Source organism: Mesorhizobium sp. M0060, from assembly GCF_040323155.1.
GTDB lineage: Bacteria > Pseudomonadota > Alphaproteobacteria > Rhizobiales > Rhizobiaceae > Mesorhizobium.
Genome location: NZ_JAMYUP010000006.1, coordinates 211,072 through 227,682 on the forward strand (window position 1 = coordinate 211,072; position 16,611 = coordinate 227,682).

General features: G+C 60.1%; 11 protein-coding genes and 1 tRNA gene. 10 read left to right on the forward strand and 2 right to left on the reverse strand.

Features of this window, described 5'->3' with window-relative positions; all coding sequences use genetic code 11:
* The first annotated feature begins 13 nt into the window (after positions 1–13).
* From nuoN to NKJ94_RS09375, 8 genes are all read left to right on the forward strand, one after another.
* Positions 14–1,450 carry an NADH-quinone oxidoreductase subunit NuoN gene (nuoN, locus tag NKJ94_RS09340; RefSeq protein ID WP_352524465.1) on the forward strand — a complete coding sequence of 479 codons (1,437 nt, stop codon included), beginning with the start codon at positions 14–16 and terminating at the stop codon, positions 1,448–1,450.
* Between the two features lie 4 nt (positions 1,451–1,454).
* Positions 1,455–2,276: a biotin--[acetyl-CoA-carboxylase] ligase gene (locus tag NKJ94_RS09345; RefSeq protein ID WP_352524466.1), complete on the forward strand. Its 822-nt coding sequence runs from the start codon at positions 1,455–1,457 to the stop codon at positions 2,274–2,276.
* Between the two features lie 66 nt (positions 2,277–2,342).
* Complete coding sequence (locus NKJ94_RS09350) at positions 2,343–4,013, forward strand: ribonuclease J (protein ID WP_352524468.1); 1,671 nt, start codon at positions 2,343–2,345, stop codon at positions 4,011–4,013.
* 124 nt (positions 4,014–4,137) lie between these two features.
* The gene (gene mce / locus NKJ94_RS09355; RefSeq protein WP_352524469.1) at positions 4,138–4,542 is read left to right on the forward strand and encodes a methylmalonyl-CoA epimerase; all 405 of its coding nucleotides are present in this window, start codon (positions 4,138–4,140) and stop codon (positions 4,540–4,542) included.
* Positions 4,539–4,823 carry a DUF1467 family protein gene (locus tag NKJ94_RS09360; RefSeq protein ID WP_292663027.1) on the forward strand — a complete coding sequence of 95 codons (285 nt, stop codon included), beginning with the start codon at positions 4,539–4,541 and terminating at the stop codon, positions 4,821–4,823. The genes mce and NKJ94_RS09360 overlap by 4 nt, the downstream gene beginning before the upstream one ends.
* 561 nt (positions 4,824–5,384) lie before the next feature.
* Positions 5,385–6,713 (forward strand): proline--tRNA ligase, encoded by a 1,329-nt coding sequence (proS, locus tag NKJ94_RS09365; protein WP_352524471.1) that lies wholly within the window; start codon positions 5,385–5,387, stop codon positions 6,711–6,713.
* The gene (locus NKJ94_RS09370; RefSeq protein ID WP_352524472.1) at positions 6,710–7,996 is read left to right on the forward strand and encodes a lipoprotein-releasing ABC transporter permease subunit; all 1,287 of its coding nucleotides are present in this window, start codon (positions 6,710–6,712) and stop codon (positions 7,994–7,996) included. The genes proS and NKJ94_RS09370 overlap by 4 nt, the downstream gene beginning before the upstream one ends.
* Complete coding sequence (locus tag NKJ94_RS09375) at positions 7,993–8,676, forward strand: ABC transporter ATP-binding protein (RefSeq protein ID WP_254818120.1); 684 nt, start codon at positions 7,993–7,995, stop codon at positions 8,674–8,676. The genes NKJ94_RS09370 and NKJ94_RS09375 overlap by 4 nt, the downstream gene beginning before the upstream one ends.
* Positions 8,677–9,064: 388 nt before the next feature.
* Here the strand turns inward: NKJ94_RS09375 and lipB are convergent, their stop codons facing one another.
* Positions 9,065–9,808 carry a lipoyl(octanoyl) transferase LipB gene (lipB, locus tag NKJ94_RS09380; protein ID WP_352524473.1) on the reverse strand — a complete coding sequence of 248 codons (744 nt, stop codon included), beginning with the start codon at positions 9,806–9,808 and terminating at the stop codon, positions 9,065–9,067.
* Positions 9,809–9,985: 177 nt separating this feature from the next.
* On the opposite strand from lipB, the gene NKJ94_RS09385 reads away from it, so the two are divergent.
* Positions 9,986–10,070 (forward strand) — tRNA-Leu (locus tag NKJ94_RS09385).
* Positions 10,071–10,095: 25 nt separating this feature from the next.
* Here NKJ94_RS09385 and NKJ94_RS09390 read toward each other — a convergent pair.
* Positions 10,096–11,157 carry a tyrosine-type recombinase/integrase gene (locus tag NKJ94_RS09390; RefSeq protein WP_352524474.1) on the reverse strand — a complete coding sequence of 354 codons (1,062 nt, stop codon included), beginning with the start codon at positions 11,155–11,157 and terminating at the stop codon, positions 10,096–10,098.
* Between the two features lie 111 nt (positions 11,158–11,268).
* On the opposite strand from NKJ94_RS09390, the gene NKJ94_RS09395 reads away from it, so the two are divergent.
* Positions 11,269–11,583 (forward strand): hypothetical protein, encoded by a 315-nt coding sequence (locus NKJ94_RS09395; protein ID WP_352524475.1) that lies wholly within the window; start codon positions 11,269–11,271, stop codon positions 11,581–11,583.
* Positions 11,584–16,611: the final 5,028 nt, after the last annotated feature.

Consider the following 16,611-nt stretch of genomic DNA (forward strand, 5'->3'; position numbering starts at 1 on the left):
GATTTAGCGAACCATGACGGCGGACCTTTTCTCCAGCCTTTCGCTCTCGACGCCGGAGCTGATCCTCGCTGCCGGCGCGCTGGCGCTGTTGATGCTCGGCGCCTATTCGCGCGCCAACACCACCGTCACGGTGAGCGGCCTTGCCGTCGCCGTGCTGGTGATCGCCGGCGCCTGGCTGATCTTTTCCCCGGGGCAAGGCAATGCCTATGGCGAGGCCTTCGTCCAGGATCCGTTCTCCCGCTTCATGAAGATGCTGGCGCTGATCGGCTCGGCGGTGACGCTGGTCATGTCCGTCCGCTTCGCCCAGGCGGAGCATTTCGACAAGTTCGAATATCCAGTGCTGGTCCTGCTTTGCACGCTCGGCATGATGCTGATGATCTCGGCCAACGGCATGATCGGGCTCTATCTCGGCCTCGAGTTGCAATCGCTGGCGATCTACGTGCTGGCGGCGATCAACCGCGACAATCTGCGCTCGACCGAGGCCGGCCTGAAGTATTTTGTGCTTGGCGCGCTGTCGTCGGGCATGCTGCTTTATGGCATCTCGCTGGTCTACGGCTACACCGGCAACACCGGCTTCCATGAGATCGCCACGGCGCTGGGCGGCGGCGAGCGCCAGCTTGGCCTCGTCTTCGGCCTGGTCTTTGTGCTGGCCGGCCTTGCCTTCAAGATCTCGGCGGTGCCGTTCCATATGTGGACGCCCGACGTCTATGAGGGCGCGCCGACGCCGGTGACGGCTTTTCTGGCGGCGGCACCCAAAATGGCGGCGATGGCGCTGATGGTGCGCGTCACTATGGGGGCGTTCAAGCCGATCGCCTCTGACTGGCAGCAGATCATCGTCTTCATCTCGATCGCCTCGATGGCCCTCGGCGCCTTCGCGGCGATCGGCCAGACCAACATCAAGCGGCTGATGGCCTATTCCTCCATCGGCCATATGGGTTATGCGCTGGTCGGTCTTGCCGCCAACAGCCAGGACGGCGTGCGCGGCGTCGCCATCTACATGTTGATCTACCTGGTGATGACGCTCGGTACCTTCGCCTTCATCCTCGCCATGCGGCGCAAGGAAGGCAATGTCGAGCAGATCAGCGATCTCGCCGGCCTGTCGGCGACCAATCCGATCATGGCGACCATCCTCACCATCCTGATGTTCTCGCTGGCCGGCATCCCGCCGCTCGCCGGCTTCTGGGGGAAGTGGTACGTATTCCTTGCCGCCATCAATGCCAATCTCTACGCGTTGGCGATTATCGGCGTGCTGGCCTCGGTGGTGGGCGCCTATTATTATCTGCGCATCATCAAGATCATGTGGTTCGACGAACCGGTCGGCGGCTTCGTGCCGATGGCAACCGAGTTGCGGGTCGTGCTCGGCCTCTGTGGCGCCTTCGTGCTGTTCTACGTGCTGATCGGCGGCCCGATCGGCACGTATGCCGCTGCCGCAGCCAAGACCTTCTTCTGACGGAATGACGTTCAGGCTGGCTCCAACCGCGGCGTCGGAAGGGTTCCGGCTCGAGGCGCACGACACGGTCGGCTCCACCAATGCGCTGGCGCTGGAGCACGCGCGGGCCGGTGACCCGGGGAAACTCTGGGTCGTATCGAAAAAACAGGAAAGCGGGCGTGGACGCCGTGGGCGCGCCTGGGCGACGCCCGAGGGCAATCTGGCGGCGACACTGCTGGTGATCACCGATGCCGAGCTTCGTCTCGCCGCTACGCTCGGCTTCGTTGCCGGACTGGCGCTGGCCGACGCGCTCGACGCCGTCGTGCCTAAGGACAGGATCGCAATCGGCCTCGACGGCGCGAGCCAAGGCAAGAACCGCTTCGAGCTAAAATGGCCGAACGACGTGCTCGCTTCCGGCGCCAAGCTTGCCGGCATCCTGCTGGAATCGGCGATGCTCGATGGCAGCAAGTCCGCGGTGGCCGTCGGTATCGGCGTCAATGTGGTGGCTTATCCCAAGGATTTGCCCTATCCAGCGACGTCGCTCAACGCGCTGGGGTCTGCTTGCGATGCCGAGACGCTGTTTCTGGCGCTGTCGGATGCATGGAGCGAGAATGCCCGGCTGTGGAACGAAGGACGTGGGCTTGCCGCCGTCAGGCGGCGCTGGCTGGCGCGTGCGGCGGGGCTTGGCGGGCAGGTTGCTGTCAGAATTGACGGTAATGTGGTGCGCGGCACCTTCGAGACCATTGACGAGGACTGCCGTTTCGTGATCCGCGACGATCAAGGTTCGGTTCTGACGATTGCCGCCGGCGACGTGCATTTCGGCGCGGTTGCATCGGCCGGCGTTTGACTGGCCAATATTTGACCAGCTTGAATTTGACGGCCCAAGATTTTGACCGGCAAGGAAGGAAAGATCATGGCGAAAGCGGAAAACGCCGAACTTGTCTTCGTGCCGCTCGGCGGCGTCGGCGAGATCGGCATGAACTTCGCCCTCTACGGCTATGGGCCGGCCAATGCGCGCGAATGGATCGTTGTCGATGTCGGCGTTACCTTTCCCGATGCCACCCTGCCCGGCGTCGACCTGGTGCTGCCCGACACGCGTTTCATCGAGGAGAACCTCGCCAATCTGCGCGGCATCGTCATTACCCATGCGCATGAGGACCATTACGGCGCGCTGCACGACATCTGGCCGAAGCTCAAGGCGCCGGTCTGGATGACGCCGTTCAGCGCCGGTCTGCTGGAAGCCAAGCGGCAGGGCGAGCAAGGGGCACCGAAGATCCCGGTGACGATCTACCGGGCCGGCGAGAAATTCACCGTCGGCCCGTTCGAGATCGAAGCCATCCCCGTCGCGCACTCCATTCCCGAACCGATGTCGCTGGCGGTCACCACGCCGGTCGGCGTCGTCATCCACACCGGCGACTGGAAGATCGATCCGGCGCCGACGGTGGGGCCGATGACCGACGAGGCACGCTTCCGCGCCTATGGCGACAAGGGCGTGCTGGCGCTGATCTGCGATTCCACCAACGCGCTGCGGGAAGGGGACTCACCGTCGGAAGTGGCGGTGGGCGAGGGCCTCAAGGGTGTCATCCAGAATGCCAAGGGCCGTGTCGCCATCACCAGCTTCTCCTCCAATGTCGGGCGCATCGTCTCCATCGCCAAGGCAGCGCGGGATGCCGGCCGCCAGTGCCTGGTACTTGGCCGCTCCATGAAGCGCGTCATCGATGTGGCTGATGAACTCGGTTATATGGACGGGTTGCCGGAATTCATCGCCGAGGAGGATTACGGCTTCATTCCGCGCGAAAACCTCGTCATCATCTGCACCGGCAGCCAGGGCGAGCCGCTTGCCGCACTTGCCAAGCTGTCGCGCGACGAGATGAAGTCGGTGGCGCTGACGGCCGGCGACACGGTGGTGTTTTCCTCGCGCACCATTCCCGGCAACGAGAAGGCGATCCTCGAGATCAAGAACCGCCTGATCGATCTCGGCGTCAAGATCATCGAGGACGGCGATGCGCTGGTGCATGTCTCCGGCCATCCGCGCCGCAGCGAATTGCGCAAGATGTATGAATGGGTGCGGCCGCAGATCGGCGTTCCCGTGCATGGGGAGGCGGCGCATCTGGTGGCGCAGGGCTCGCTGATGTCGACGTCCGGCATCGGCCAGGTGGCGCAGGTGCGCGACGGCGACATGCTCAGGCTCTATCCAGGTGCTGCCGCGATTATCGACCAGGTGCCGTTCGGCCGCATCTACAAGGACGGCCGGCTGATCGGCACCGACCAGGCGATGGGCATTCGCGACCGTCGCAAGCTGTCCTTTGCCGGCCATGTCGCCGTCAATGTCGTGCTCGACGACAAATACGAACTCGCCGGCGATCCCGATCTCGTCGCCATCGGCGTGGCCGAGGCCGATGCCGGCGGCGAGAGCCTGGAAGACCTGATGATCGATGCGGCAATCGGCGCTGTGGACTCCATACCCCGCCAGCGCCGAAAAGACCTCGACTTGGTCCAGGAGGCGGTGCGGCGCGCAGTGCGCGGCGCGGCCAACGAGGCCTGGGGCAAGAAGCCGCTGGTGACGGTGTTTGTGACGAGGTAGTGAATAGTGAATAGCAAGTAGTGAGCAGGCTGTTGTGGGTTAGCGGTTTTGCAATGCGCAATATTCCATTCACCATTCACCACTCCACTACTCCACTACTCACTACCCCAGACTTGGAGCCCTTATGCTCGGACGCCTCAATCATGTCGCGCTTGCCGTGCCGGATCTGACCGCGGCGACGGCGGCCTATCGCGATACGCTTGGCGCCCGGGTGACCGCGCCGCAGGCGCTGCCGGACCATGGCGTGACGGTGGTGTTCGTCGATGTCGGCAACACCAAGATCGAGTTGCTCGAGCCGCTCGGCGAAGGTTCGCCGATCGCGGCATTCCTTGAGAAGAATCCGTCCGGCGGCATGCACCATGTCTGCTATGAGGTGGATGATATTCTTGCGGCGCGCGACCGTCTCAAAGCCAGCGGCGCGCGGGTGCTAGGCGACGGCAATCCGAAGACCGGAGCGCATGGCAAGCCGGTGCTGTTTTTGCACCCCAAGGATTTCTTCGGCACGCTGGTCGAACTGGAGCAAGCATGAGCTGGGTTTCGTTTGTCGCCCTGTTCTTCGCCACATGGTGGGTGGTGCTGTTCGCAGTCCTGCCGTTCAGCATGAGGACGCAGGACGAGGACCAGGACGTGACGCTTGGCACGGTTCCGAGTGCACCGCGCGGACCGCATATGCTGCGCGCCGCGCTGCGCACGACGATCGCCACGCTGGTCCTCATGGGCATCTTCTACGGCATCACGAGAGGGCTCGGTCTCGGCATCGACGACATCCCGCACATCGTGCCGGATTTCAACCAGAGCCCCGCACATTAGCCGGCTACCCGATGTCCGGCTGTCCAAGGCCTACGCCGACGCCCTGAAATCAAGCTGAGCCATCAAGGTCAACCCAAGTAAAGGCCGGAGGCCGGGTTTGGGCTGACGCAACGTCATGTAGTTTGGCAATCTGTCGCGCTAACCAAATGATTGCACAAAAAAAATGCAAGGCGCGAGGCCTTGCAATTTAAACGCGTCCGATCTGTTTCCGGTGTCCGGCGGCAGCGAGTTACCGCGCCTAGATCGCATCCTCCCAAGACTTTGACCGCGTAGGAGGGCAGATTTTTCTCCGCCCTCTCGGTTATCGGGGCACACTAGCCTAAGGCGGGTGAAAATGTCACGAAGAATTTTGCCCGGAAACAGGCAATCTCGTGCTGCACTGCACAATAGTACGGCAGGCGTTGCTTGCGAAACGTCCAGCAAGCCGTGTGCGGCAATTGTGGCGCCTGTGCAGCGCCTGGGCCGGGTTTCCATTCCGCCATGAAATGGCTATGAAGCCGGGGCAAGCAAGCCTGCGCCGCGCCGATTCCGGCGCCGCCATCCTCTCTCACGGATCAGTCCATGCGTTTGTCGCGCTATTTCCTGCCCATCCTCAAAGAAAATCCGCGCGAGGCCGAGATTGTCTCGCATCGGCTGATGCTGCGCGCCGGCATGATCCGCCAGCAGGGGCAGGGCAGCTTTTCTTGGCTGCCGCTCGGCAAGCGGGTGCTGGACAAGGTCTGCCGGATCATTCGCGAAGAGCAGAACCGCGCCGGCGCGCTCGAAATCCTGATGCCGACCATCCAATCGGCCGAGCTGTGGCGCGAAAGCGGCCGCTATGAAGATTATGGCAAGGAGATGCTACGCATCAAGGACCGGCAAGACCGCGATATGCTCTACGGGCCGACCAACGAGGAGATGGTCACCGAGATCTTCCGTTCCTACGTCAAGTCCTACAAGGATCTGCCGCTCAATCTCTATCACATCCAGTGGAAGTTTCGCGACGAGGTGCGCCCGCGCTTCGGCGTCATGCGTTCGCGCGAGTTCCTGATGAAGGACGCCTATTCCTTCGACCTCGATTATGAAGGCGCCAAGTCCGCCTATAACCGCATGTTCGTGTCCTATCTCAGGACGTTTACGCGCATGGGGCTGCAGGCGATCCCGATGCGCGCCGACACCGGGCCGATCGGCGGCGACCTCAGCCATGAGTTCATCATCCTGGCCGACACCGGCGAGAGCGAGGTGTTTTGCCACCGCGATTATCTTTCGCTGGCAGTGCCCGGCGCGAACACCGATTTTTCGAACGACGCCGAGATCGGCGGCATCGTCGAGCAGTGGACGACGCCCTATGCCGCCACCGACGAAATGCATGACGAGGCGGCGTGGGAGAAGGTGCCCGCGAGCGACCGGGTCTCGGCGCGCGGCATCGAGGTCGGCCATATCTTCCATTTCGGCGACAAATATTCCAAGCCGATGGGCGCCAAGGTGACCGGTCCGGACGGCAAGGATCATTTTGTCTCTGGAGGTTCCTACGGCATCGGCCCGTCGCGGCTGGTCGCGGCGATCATCGAAGCCAGCCATGACGATAACGGCATCATCTGGCCGCAAGCGGTTGCGCCGTTCGATATCGGCCTGATCAACATGAAGGCGGGCGATGCCGAATGCGACCGCGTCTGCGGCGAGCTGCATGCCGCCTTTGCCGCCGCCGGCAAGGAGGTGCTCTACGACGACACCGACCAGCGGCCGGGCGGCAAGTTCGCCACCGCCGACCTGATCGGTCTTCCCTGGCAGGTGATCGTCGGGCCGCGGGGTGTGGCAGCCGGCGAGATCGAGATTAAGAACCGCAGGACCGGCGAGCGCGAGACGCTGCCGATCGGCGATGTGAAAAAGCGTTTCGGTGCCACCGTATGAGCGAAGCGGCAGCAGCCAAACCTTCGGCCGCGGGACCTTTTTCCGGCTTCGAGCGCATGGTGGCGTGGCGCTATCTGCGCTCGCGCCGCAAGGAGACGGTGATCTCGGTCATCGCCTCGATCTCCTTCCTCGGCATCATGCTGGGCGTCGCCACGCTGATCGTCGTCATGGCCGTCATGAACGGCTTTCGCGCCGAGCTGCTGACGCGCATTCTCGGCGTCAACGGCCATCTGATCGTGCAGCCGCTCGACATGCCGCTGGAGGACTACGCCCAGGTCGCCGGCCGCATCACCGGCCTGCCCGGCGTCAAATACGCCATTCCGCTGATCGATGGACAGGTGCTGGCGCAAGGCAATGTCGGCGGCGGGTCAGGCGCGCTGGTGCGCGGCATACGCGGCGAGGATCTCGGCAAGATCACGATCGTCGCCAACAACATCAAGGAAGGCTCGATTGTCGGCTTCGATACCGGCGAGGGCGTCGCCATCGGCAGCCGCATGGCCGAGAATCTCGGCCTTGTGCTCGGCGATACGATCACGCTGATCTCGCCCGAGGGCGACATCACGCCGCTTGGCACGACACCGCGCATGAAAGGCTATCCGGTTACGGCGATCTTCGAGGTCGGCATGTCGGAATATGACAGCTCCATCGTCTACATGCCGTTTTCGGAAGCGCAGCTTTATTTCAACATGGACGGCCGGGCGCAGACGATCGAGATCTACGCCGACAATCCCGACGATATCGACGCGCTGAAGCCGAAGGTCGAAGAGGCGGCGCAGCGGCCGATCAGCCTTGTCGATTGGCGGCAACGCAACAAGACGTTCTTCGACGCGCTGCAGGTCGAGCGCAACGTCATGTTCATGATCCTGACGCTGATCGTGCTGGTGGCGGCGCTCAACATCATCTCGGGCCTGATCATGCTGGTGAAGGACAAGGGCCACGACATCGCCATCCTGCGTACCATGGGCGCCACGCGTAGCGCGATCCTGCGCATCTTCCTGATGACAGGGGCTGCGATCGGCGTTGTGGGCACCATCGCCGGCGTGCTGCTCGGCATCTTGATCTGCCTCAATGTCGAGCGCATCCGCCAGTTCTTCTCCTGGCTGGCCAACGAGCGGTTGTTCAATCCCGAGCTTTATTTCCTTAGCCAGCTGCCGGCCCGCATGGATGCCAGCGAAACGATCTCCGTCGTTCTCATGGCGCTGGCGCTGTCGTTCCTGGCGACGCTGTTTCCGGCGTGGCGCGCGGCCAGGCTCGATCCGGTCGAAGCACTGAGGTATGAATGATGGCCGAGGCCATTATCGAGCTGAAGAGCGTCGAGCGGCACTATGTCCAGGGGCCACGCAAGCTGACCATTCTGAACGGCGCCGATTTTTCGCTGAAGCGCGGCGAGATGGTGGCACTGGTGGCGCCGTCAGGCACCGGCAAGTCGACGCTGCTGCACACCGCCGGGCTACTGGAACGGCCGGACGCCGGCGACGTGATCCTGGCGGGCCGTGCCTGCGGCCGGCTTTCCGACGACGAGCGTACGGCGATCCGCCGCAACGACGTCGGCTTCGTCTACCAGTTCCATCATCTGCTGCCTGAATTCTCGGCGCTGGAAAACATCATGATGCCGCAGCTGATAAAAGGGTTGCCGCGCAAGGAGGCGGCCGAGCGGGCGGCGCAATTGCTCGACTATATGCAGATCGGCAAGCGGGCGCAGCATCGCCCTTCCGAGCTCTCCGGTGGCGAGCAGCAGCGCGTCGCCATAGCCCGTGCGGTCGCCAATGCGCCGCTGGTGCTTTTGGCCGACGAGCCGACCGGCAATCTCGACCCGGTGACTGCTTCCTATGTGTTCGAGGCGCTGGCAGCGCTGGTCCGGCAATCGGGCCTGGCGGCGCTGATCGCCACCCACAATCACGAGCTTGCCTCGCGCATGGACCGCCGCGTGACGCTGGCCGACGGCAAGGTCGTGCCGCTTTAGGGTATATCGATATTCAGGTGATGCCGGCTTGTGAACTGGCGCAAGCTGTCGCGCCGTTTTCCGTGCGCTCTCTCGGCGCGAACGGATCGGCAATCTCCCTCTCAACCCTTTCTTAACCCTGCCGAATTGACCGCGCGCAATTCCGGTCATCCGCGGATTCCGGCCGTTGACATTCGAACAAAATTAGAACAAAATACGAACATACTAACAACAGGAGAGAGTTATGACCGATCTTGTTCAGGATGTTGTCTCGCTGGTGTGCATGAGCACGTTCCTCATTTCCATGGCGATCTGGATCGGCGCGATGTGAGGATCGCTGAAAGATGTGGCTCGACGCTGATGATCGAGGGACACCTTCGAACCTTGGCGCAGCTGTTGGACGAGTGTTTCAGCCGGCCCTGCGGGCGGCTTCGACGGGCGACACCACGGCGGGGCCGAACACGTCCTCGAAAGCGGATTTCAGCGCCAAGTCGAGGTCGGCCATGGTCACCGGAAGGCCGAGATCGACAAGGCTGGTGACGCCGTGATCCTGGACGCCGCACGGCACGATGCCGCTGAAATGGCTAAGGTCCGGCTCGACATTGATCGCGATGCCGTGGAAGCTCACCCAGCGCCTCAGCCTGATGCCGATGGCGGCGATCTTGTCCTCGGCCGCTGAGCCGTCGGGCAGTGTGGGGCGATCCGGCCGCACCACCCAGACGCCGACGCGGTCCTCGCGGCGTTCGCCGCGCACGTTGAAGACGGCGAGCGTGCCGATGATCCATTGTTCGAGTGCCGCGACGAAGGCGCGGACATCCTCGCGCCGCCGCTTCAGGTCGAGCATCACATAGGCGACGCGCTGGCCCGGCCCGTGATAGGTGTATTCGCCGCCGCGCCCGGCGGCAAAGACCGGGAAGCGGTCTGGCTCGATCAGGTCCGCGATGCTGGCGCTGGTGCCGGCGGTGTAGAGCGGCGGATGCTCGACCAGCCAGACCATCTCGCCGGCGGCGCCGCTGCGGATTGCCTCGGCGCGCGCCTCCATCACGGCGAGCGCATCGGGATAGGCGGTGAGCCCGGGCTCGATGCACCATTCGACCGGCGCCGAGCCGGGCGAGGGCAGGAACGACGTGGCGATCTGGCTGCGTTCTGTCATGATATCTCGTCTCGCCACTCATATGGCGGCAATCGGTACAAACGTCCAGTTCCGGGCGCGTTCGGCTCTTTGAAGACTTATGCCGATGTCCGGCCGATTATTGCTGGCCGCGCACTTGTTTCACCGGAAACGATTTGCTACACGCCGCGGGCCGGTTCGTTCCGGCTCCTACCACGTGCGGTCGTGGCGGAATTGGTAGACGCGCAGCGTTGAGGTCGCTGTGGGGCAACCCGTGGAAGTTCGAGTCTTCTCGACCGCACCATATGATTTTTTAACCGTTGAAATCATTACGAAATTTCCTCACTCCCCCGCACCTGAACCGGGGGGTGCGGGCGTTGGGCGTTCTCGATCTTTTCCGAAGCGGCCATTGCCAGGCGCTTGCGATCGGCCGTTTTCGTGTAGAGCGAGGCCATAGTTCCACCGGTCCAACCGAACAAAGCTTCGAGCTCTCGCATTGTTGCGCCGGCCTCGGCCGCTCGGGTAGCGCCAATTTTACGCACGCCATGAGCTGACTTTTTGACGCCTGCTTCATTGCAGGCGACCCGGAACATGTTTCCGAAGCTCTCCTTGGTGAGGGGCTTGCCGTTCTCGCCGACGATGAATGCCAGGTCACCGGTGGGTCCGGTGGCAAGGGTCTCGGCCAGGTCCGGCAAGATCCGAATATGGACTTCCGTCCCGGTCTTCTCAGTCCGTAGACTGGCAATACCATTGCGAACATGCTGCTTGCCAATGACGACAGCATCGCCTCGGCGGAGCCCGGTATAGAGTAACACATGGAGCCATACTCGCTCCTTGGTTCCAGCCGGCCATTTCGCCTCATAGGCAAGCACGTCATCTTCCGTCCAGGCTGCGAAGCCTTCACCCTTGGGTCGAAGCGGGTTCTTTACGCCGGCGGTCGGATCGATAGAGACGAGCTCGGCCTCCAGTGCCCAGCGGAACAGACCACGTATGGCATCCAGGAAGTTTCTGGCCTGAGCTGGTGTAGCCGCCCGGTCTTCCCTGCCGTCGACGATCTTTTTGCGGGTGACGGCCTTGTAGGGCGCATCACCCGCTTTTTCGACGATGCCCTTGAAGATATTGTCACGCTGCTTCTTGGTGGCCTCGGAGAGGCCCCTGTAGGCGCTGCCGTCCCGGTAGCGATCGATGAGCCATTTGAGGCTCCCGACCCCGGCTACGGTCTTCCTGGGTGGTGGTGAGCCGGCCAGGGCTGCCTGATATTCGATCTCGAACTCAGGCGAGCCAAGCAGGGGCAGACGAGTCCGGGGGCCTTTGCCCTTCCTGAAATAAAACACGAGCGTGCCGTGGCGGCTTCGTTCGCGTGTCACGAAGGGAGGCAGCTTGCGGGGCATGTGCTCGCTCAAAGACGGAAATCTTTCGGTTCGTCAAGAGTCACGGCCGGCTTAGGGGCGTGGCATTTGGGAATGAGGCGGTAGGTCGTATTTCCGACCTGGACCTCAACGATGGCTTTCTCTGCTTCGGCTGCCCGGATCAAAGTCTGGGCTTGCCGCTGCGAGATGGCGAGGGAACGTGTCATCTTCGTTCATCCAATAGTCGGCGCAGGTGCGGAGGTTTTTGACGACCTCCGCTGCAGGTGGATTGCTGAGTTGCAGCTCGGTGGCTGCCGGAGGGTTTGGTCGCTGTTGCTGGTGCGCAGCTTGGCGGTGGCTTCGAATAAGAACCGTAAACAGGAAGTATTTGGCGAGCAAGACATTAATACTTCCGAAAACCACGTTATAGTGTGGGGTGTTAGTTTGATTATCAAGAATATTATTTAAGATAATGGTCTGAAAATCGGGATAATATATTATTTAGCGATTATAGTTATGTGGGGCCGTTGCTGTGTGCTAAGCGGATCGTTCGCCTTCAGCACTCGATCCATCTCGCCTGGCTCGGTGCGGCACGTCGGTCCCTGCCTGATGCAGGGGACGCCAGAGATTCTTGACGGCGGACCTAGGCCTGGTCACCGCCTATCGAGACGGGGCGCAGGGGGCCGCCTCTTCCGGATCGTTGGTTCCAAGGGTCGAACGTGGGCGGCTGGTTCCTTAGTACCAGAGGGCGGCAAGTTCTCGTCGAAACATGGTGGCTCTCCACTGATCTGATCCTGACATTCGAAATTCTCCACGTCCTCCCCTCTGATGCGCAATAGCTTGCCGGCCAATCTAAAGGCAGGCAGTTCGACCGACGCAATCATATTGCGGACATGGCGCTCCGAACATGCCCACCGATCGGCGAGCATCGCCGGCGTATAGACCTTGGGAAAGTTCATGACTCTTGGCGCCCTTTCATTTCATCTCTATCCGCTCAATGACGGCGTCAGCGAGCCCTTGATCCGGTCGCCAGATAGTGCTTTTCGAGGACCGGCAATCATTCAAGCGCGAGCAAAGCTTTTGATAAGTGCTAGGATCAAGTCCCCTTTGCCTCGGAACTATTCTATCCGGTAGCTCCGTCGGCCTTCTTGTGAAAACTTTATTCGTGAAATATTTAGGGGGCAAGACCCTTGTGCTGTCCGTGTACCACAATATATTGTGGGATTCTGGGGCGATTAACTTTCATATTATTAAGAGATAATCATCGGAAAATCGCAGAATATATTATCGTTTAATTGGAAGGCGTCTCTGCGATGAACGCCAAGGAGCGTTCGGCTCCGGTGCTTGTTTTCACATTTGGCTGGGCGCGCTCGTCTGCCGCCTAACTACCGTTGGCGGAGGTTGGCCGTTACCCTTTAGACGCCCTATCGCCTTTTGAGGTGGGAAGTCGAAAATAGCATTTAGAGGGTTCCAGCCGATGTCGCGGCGGGGCTCAACATTTACAACTTCCAATCCACCATACCGGACGCGTTGCTGCGGCTAGTTCAGGTGTTCACTTTTGAAGGCGGGCGAGGTAGGGGGCCCCGCCCGCCTTCGCTTCCAACCCACGCTGCGGCGCGTAGCGCTGTGGAAGATCTATGCGGGCTCCATCGGACTTTAATGGAAGAGGGACGCGGTTGCCGGGTAGAGCTGCCAGCTTGGTAACGACGCAATTGGTGACGCTAGTGCTGTCCGCCAGCTATGGTTTTGGAGTTGGTGCCGACGGTTCCAATGTAGATCTATTTGCAGCTGTCTTCTGAAGCGTTGTCTAGCGCCACCCACTCCAAGCAAGCGCGGTACTGATTCATGAAGTGGTCGGACAACGGCTCGCCATAGATGCGCTTCAAGGGTCGGCCCCGGCGCCGGAAATAGTATCGAAGGGTCCCATCGGAATTCTTACGGACGGTCAAGTGCTCAAGATTGATCAGCATGGAGGTTCTCAATTTTGGGATTGGATAGTTCAGCGGCACCAAGGTTCTGCTGTTGCCACGTGGTTGGGACGCGGCCCCTGTTTCTCCGCAGGGGACGATGATGGATGTCTTGAAGAAAGGCAGGTGAGGTTCGAACGAAGGCTGCCGTGGAGGCCGTCGTCACAAAGGGATGCCGACGGCAAGCCGATCGCATCCGGGCTGCACATTGCTCAAATTGGGGTGCCAGCCTCACGCGAACCGAAAGCCCGTTCAGTGTAAGAGGCCGCCTAGCCGGGGAGTAGAGGCATGGTTGCAAGGTACGTTGCCAACCTACAATGGCATGACCGCAAGGGTCGGTTAGATGCCTTCGATCATCGGGGCTAAGTACCCGTGCCACCACTCGGACGCATGCTCATTACCTTTAGACGCCCTTTCGCCGACTTCGTCGGAAAAGTTCGCAACACCATTTAGAAAGTTGGATAGAGTTCAACTTTTCCACCCTCCGATGCGGTCACTTCTTCGGATGCAGAAGAGGCAATGCAGTGCCTGCCGATGAGCATTGTTACGAAGCCTGACCGTATCCGTTGACTCCCTGCTGTTGGGTGACGTGGCGCAAGCTTGCGCCGCAGAGTGTTGGTCCGCTTCCGTGAGCGGCTGTAGTCTCGGATCGAGATCCTCATGCGGCATCGGACTCGTCGAGCGCTTGCTTCATCGTTGTCCAGTCGGAGAGCCGATCGCCCACTCCTTGGGCGATTCATCGGGTCAAAGGGTGGCCAGACCGATGGGCTTTGGGAACTCTCGACACCCTCGTTGTCGACCACCAAGCGTTCGGGCGGTTGCCTGCTGAAGAGGAAGTACCACAACGTGACCCGCGGCCAACTGGCCATGGAACCAGGTTCAATGAATTGGGAACGTGCGAGGATTCTCATAGCGTAGACTCCGACGATTCAGGTGATTGTTGCTGATTTTGCTCTGCGCTTGAGGGATCCCAAGCCAAAGAAAGCAATGGAATGTCATCTACGGATCAGCCCGCAGCCTTTCAGTGGAAAGCATCGTGTCGTTCTCGAGCGCGTGGAAGAAAGCCCTCGACTTGGACGCAACTGGCCACTGGCTATTCTGCCAATTGATCGTTTAGGAAAAAGTCGTCCTGGGCCCCGTACGAGAGACGGCAGGGCGGATCCCATAGTTTTTAGGAGGGGTTTAGGCGACCGGATAGTCAGGCTGGGTTACAGTTCGGCGGGAAATTTGAAGGTAATCAACCGACAGTGTCGGCAGGAGCTTAACCAGGTTGGGCCGACGTTCCCTCAACCTCGAAGGCACGAACCAAGCGAACCATGGAGACCATGGACCAAGGGAAATCGAGGTCAATGATCGATGGATGGAACCGGGAGCTGAACTGCCATCCTGGGACGGCTGTAAGGTAGAATCTCGTGAAGACTCAGAACCTAAGCGAATGTCAGCTCTCTGACTCCCGGATCACTTTGGCTTGGTACACGTTTGAACGCCTTGGCTCTCCGCGGAAACCTATCCGGGGTATCGGATCCAGGAGGCCAGCTAACTTCACTGCTACCCATCTTATCGAGCGCGAACATAGGTGACCCAGCATCTCGGGCTTGGATCGCTCCTATGGTGCGCTGAAGGCATGACAGGCTGACACGTAGCTGGGAGTCTGATCGCGAAGAATTAGGCTGCTCAGATATTGGGGGAGGCGATGAGCCCAGCGTACGAGCCGCAGTGTCTCTCATTGAAATTCAAGCGCCGTGCCAGGCTAAATGAAATGGGCCCAGCACATACGTTAGATCGCTCGGACATTCTCGAACCCAGCCGCAAAGTGCTGGAGGCATCAACATGTGCGAGAAGTTCGTGGCCAGTGCTCCATGACTGAACCCTTGGCTCAGAGCTGGTGCTGACAGCTGCTGCTTCTTGAGCCATGGGGATCAACCGCCTGCCAAGATGCGGCGATGAGAACACTTCCCGTTAGCTCAGCTGGCACCAGCCGTGCACGATCCACAGCCGATAGACGGCACCGGGCCGGACTAACCCGATCAAGTCCAGTCGCTTTCGGTGGTGGCAAAGCACTCCGCGCTAGACTATCGCCACGATTTTGAGGCGGTCGAAGGGACTATCTACCCTTTAGCGTGTGGCTCAATGTCTGCAGCAAGGATTGCCGCGGTGTTGGTTTGTCGTAGGGTTTTCGGTCTCGCCCAAAAGATGGCTCGACGCAAACAACGAACACCAGAACTGTAGCCATGATCGTGCCTCCATTGGTTTATGTCATTTTGATCCAAGATGCCGAAGGGCGCGAAGCGCCTGAACCATGGAGAAGAACCCGATAACCTGGAACCAGAAAGAAGACGGGGGAGGGTGTGATGGTGTGACGAGGCACACCCCGGGGGGTAGTTCGAACCAGGGGATGGAACCCTGGTGTGGTACAGCCCTGTGACGTCGCTATCATCATCCGGGTACTGCGATTATGTAGAAATTACATGCGAGATAATCCACATAATGATTATCTTAATAATGGGAGAGACGTCTCTCTCCCTCTCCGAGCCAGGGGAAAGAGCTCAAGCGAGCCAGCTGAGCGAAGCGTCCCGAGGAGCGCAGCGACGAAGGGTGACGCGAGAGCGATGCTGGTGAGCATTATTAAAGATAATGTCCCGGTAATAATCACAAATATTGAAACAATGAAAATGGCTCAAATAATCACTACAATGATTTTGCATATAATCCGGCCAAAAAATAGCGCGAGGATTTTTGCATAATGGTTTTCAAGTTATAGTGGTAATGATTATCTAGTTAATGAACCAGAGTCCCCACTCGATCCAGGGTGGTTCCTCTAGGGAACCCACCTATAGCTTCGCCCGTCCGTATCTCTCTCTTTCTAATTTTCTTTCTAAAGAAAATAGCGGTGGAGAAATGCAGAGGTAGGCCGAAGCGTCTCGTAAAGAGCAATTGCTCTTTAACTCGGAAACGGGGGTCTTGGCAAGAGGGGTAGGGTCGAAAAAATGCTCGATGCCTATCAAGCTCAGAGAAATGTGAGCCGCTGCCAGGTTCGTTCCGCCACGTCGATCTCGAACCAACCGACATAACGGTCGCCGGCAAGGGGGGGCGCGTCGATCTCGAGTTCGGTCGGGGTGCCGTCTCCTGTCCGCCATCATAGTCACAGAGACAGTAACGAGTTCGCTGCAGTCAACTCGGCAGGAAGAACTGGTTTACTGCGACAGGTGCTCTCACGTCGAAACCATGTCCAGAAGGCGTCCCCTCTGGAAACAATGGAGCGAACTCCTCATGCATGAGACTCAGGAGGCCATACAAGCTAAGGCGAGCCGGAAGCATGCGGAGTGTAGCGCAGGGAAGCGGAAAATAATGCGGTGAGAGGTCATCCTGGCTCGCATTACTAGGATAATGAGCCAGTGATTATCTTGAAAATGCCGTGTGATAATGGTAAGCGCGAATTTCCCCGCACCTTTTGCTGTTGAGTGCTCTGATGCACAAGGTGTCCACCGAAATAGGTGGACACCAAGTGATCGAAGAAGATGAGCAGAAA

What these genes read in the sequence shown, in the direction of transcription:
- nuoN (WP_352524465.1), top strand. Translation starts at nt 14, where the DNA reads ATGACGGCGGACCTTTTCTCCAGCCTTTCGCTCTCGACGCCGGAGCTG.
- NKJ94_RS09345 (WP_352524466.1), top strand. Translation starts at nt 1,455, where the DNA reads ATGACGTTCAGGCTGGCTCCAACCGCGGCGTCGGAAGGGTTCCGGCTC.
- NKJ94_RS09350 (WP_352524468.1), top strand. Translation starts at nt 2,343, where the DNA reads ATGGCGAAAGCGGAAAACGCCGAACTTGTCTTCGTGCCGCTCGGCGGC.
- mce (WP_352524469.1), top strand. Translation starts at nt 4,138, where the DNA reads ATGCTCGGACGCCTCAATCATGTCGCGCTTGCCGTGCCGGATCTGACC.
- NKJ94_RS09360 (WP_292663027.1), top strand. Translation starts at nt 4,539, where the DNA reads ATGAGCTGGGTTTCGTTTGTCGCCCTGTTCTTCGCCACATGGTGGGTG.
- proS (WP_352524471.1), top strand. Translation starts at nt 5,385, where the DNA reads ATGCGTTTGTCGCGCTATTTCCTGCCCATCCTCAAAGAAAATCCGCGC.
- NKJ94_RS09370 (WP_352524472.1), top strand. Translation starts at nt 6,710, where the DNA reads ATGAGCGAAGCGGCAGCAGCCAAACCTTCGGCCGCGGGACCTTTTTCC.
- NKJ94_RS09375 (WP_254818120.1), top strand. Translation starts at nt 7,993, where the DNA reads ATGATGGCCGAGGCCATTATCGAGCTGAAGAGCGTCGAGCGGCACTAT.
- lipB (WP_352524473.1), bottom strand. Translation starts at nt 9,808, where the DNA reads ATGACAGAACGCAGCCAGATCGCCACGTCGTTCCTGCCCTCGCCCGGC.
- NKJ94_RS09390 (WP_352524474.1), bottom strand. Translation starts at nt 11,157, where the DNA reads ATGCCCCGCAAGCTGCCTCCCTTCGTGACACGCGAACGAAGCCGCCAC.
- NKJ94_RS09395 (WP_352524475.1), top strand. Translation starts at nt 11,269, where the DNA reads ATGGCTTTCTCTGCTTCGGCTGCCCGGATCAAAGTCTGGGCTTGCCGC.